Origin of the sequence: Roseovarius nubinhibens ISM, from assembly GCF_000152625.1 — a bacterium.
Lineage (GTDB): Bacteria > Pseudomonadota > Alphaproteobacteria > Rhodobacterales > Rhodobacteraceae > Roseovarius > Roseovarius nubinhibens.
Genome location: NZ_AALY01000009.1, coordinates 1 through 1711, shown reverse-complemented (window position 1 = coordinate 1711; position 1711 = coordinate 1). Strand labels below are relative to the sequence as shown.

Genomic DNA, 1711 nt, shown 5'->3' with positions numbered 1-1711 from the left:
TTCTCTTGTATTGAAGTGATATTTGGCATTTTTTCTAGACAAATTTTCTAAAGAAAATAATGCAAAAATAAATAATAAAAGAAAAAAAGATAATCGATTTGCAAATGCCAAATCATCAAAAGCTATCCAAGAATTATAGATACCAGTTGTTAAAGTATTGATTGAAAAAAAATCAACTGCTCCGAACTCTGCTAATGTTTCCATTGCGACTAATGATAATCCAGCAACTATAGCTGGGCGAGCAGATGGTAATATAATTTTGTAAAATGATTTAAATTTTGAAAATCCAAGATTTTTACCTAAATCGATTAAATTTTGTGATTGATATAAAAAAGATGCTCTTGTTAAAATAAATACATAGGCAAATAATGAGAACGAAATGGATAATATTGCACCAAACATTCCATCAAATTTGGGTATACTCTGATTATAATTACCATCTCCAAATAAATTTTTTAAAATTGCATACGCAGTGCCATAATTTTCAAAAAATGCTGTTAAAGAATAAGCATAAATATAAGGTGGAACTGCAAAGGATAAGATAAGTGCCCATTTAAAGAAATTACTTAGTGGAAACTCATAAAATGATACTAGATAAGCTGATCCAGTGCCTATTAGAAATGTTAGCACGAGCACACTTAATAATAAAACTGAAGAATTGAAGATATATTCTATTAAAAATGTATTCTTTAATAGTTCATAGTATTCGGAAGTATCATCAAAAAAACTTGAAAAAACTGTAAGTATTGGAATTAAAACAAATGAGGAAATTATTATTGATATAAAAAACCATATATTTAAATTTTTAGGCATTTTGGCGATTTATATATTAATTTAAGTTTAATGAATAGATTTACTCACTACCTGCTGCAAGATATTCTAAACATTTTTCTGGCATGGTTTCAGTATAAGGATCATCATCTGACCCTTCATTGTTTATTCCTGGTTCTTCCCACCATTTTTCAACTATTCCATCAGTAATTACAGCCATATATCTCCAGCTTCTATTACCAAAACCTAAATGATCTTTAGAAATTAACATTCCCATCTGTTTTGTAAAATAACCATTACCATCCGGTATAAGTTTTACATTTTTGATCCTCATTTTTTCTGCCCAAGCATTCATTGTATATGCATCATTTACTGAGCAACAATAAATTTCATCTATACCTAATTTTTTAAAACGCTCACAATAATTTTCAAATCCTGGTAGTTGTAGTGAAGAACATGTTGGTGTAAAAGCACCCGGCAAACTAAATAAAACTACTCTCCTATTTTTAAAAAAATCATCAGTGGTCTTTTCAATCCATCTTCCACCAATCGAACACTGATTATGACTACTAGCTTTATCACCTTCTCTTAATTTAAAGATAACCTTATCTAATTTATATCCAGCTTTCATTTTTATTTTTTTCTGTTCAAAGAGTGTTCATCATAATAAGGAGACATCTTGATCACGTGAACACTCCTTCAACAGAAGGAAATCTTTTAATGACCATGCTTTAGGAAGGAGACGCCAACCTAAGCATGGCCATTGTCAGAAAATCAAAAATTAAATACTTTAAGGAGATGCGGAACTTCCTTAGTTTTAATTTCTGAAAGTTTTCTGTCATTTATTCTTTTATTGATTTTTTTACACTCCAAATTACATGGGGAACATGCTTTAGAAGAATTATTTAAATCAACATAAGACATAAATTTCTTTTTTACT

Annotated in this window: 2 protein-coding genes; both read right to left on the bottom strand. The window is 29.0% G+C overall.

What is annotated here, in order from left to right:
* Positions 1 to 813 (bottom strand): ABC transporter permease (locus ISM_RS17870; protein ID WP_156783278.1); only part of this gene is annotated, 813 nt, incomplete at its 3' end.
* Between the two features lie 40 nt (positions 814 to 853).
* Positions 854 to 1402: a peroxiredoxin gene (locus ISM_RS17865; RefSeq protein WP_009812029.1), complete on the bottom strand. Its 549-nt coding sequence runs from the start codon at positions 1400 to 1402 to the stop codon at positions 854 to 856.
* Positions 1403 to 1711 lie beyond the last annotated feature (309 nt).

Excerpts from the sequence above, each read along its gene's own strand:
- ISM_RS17865 (WP_009812029.1), bottom strand. The coding sequence starts at position 1,402 with ATGAAAGCTGGATATAAATTAGATAAGGTTATCTTTAAATTAAGAGAA.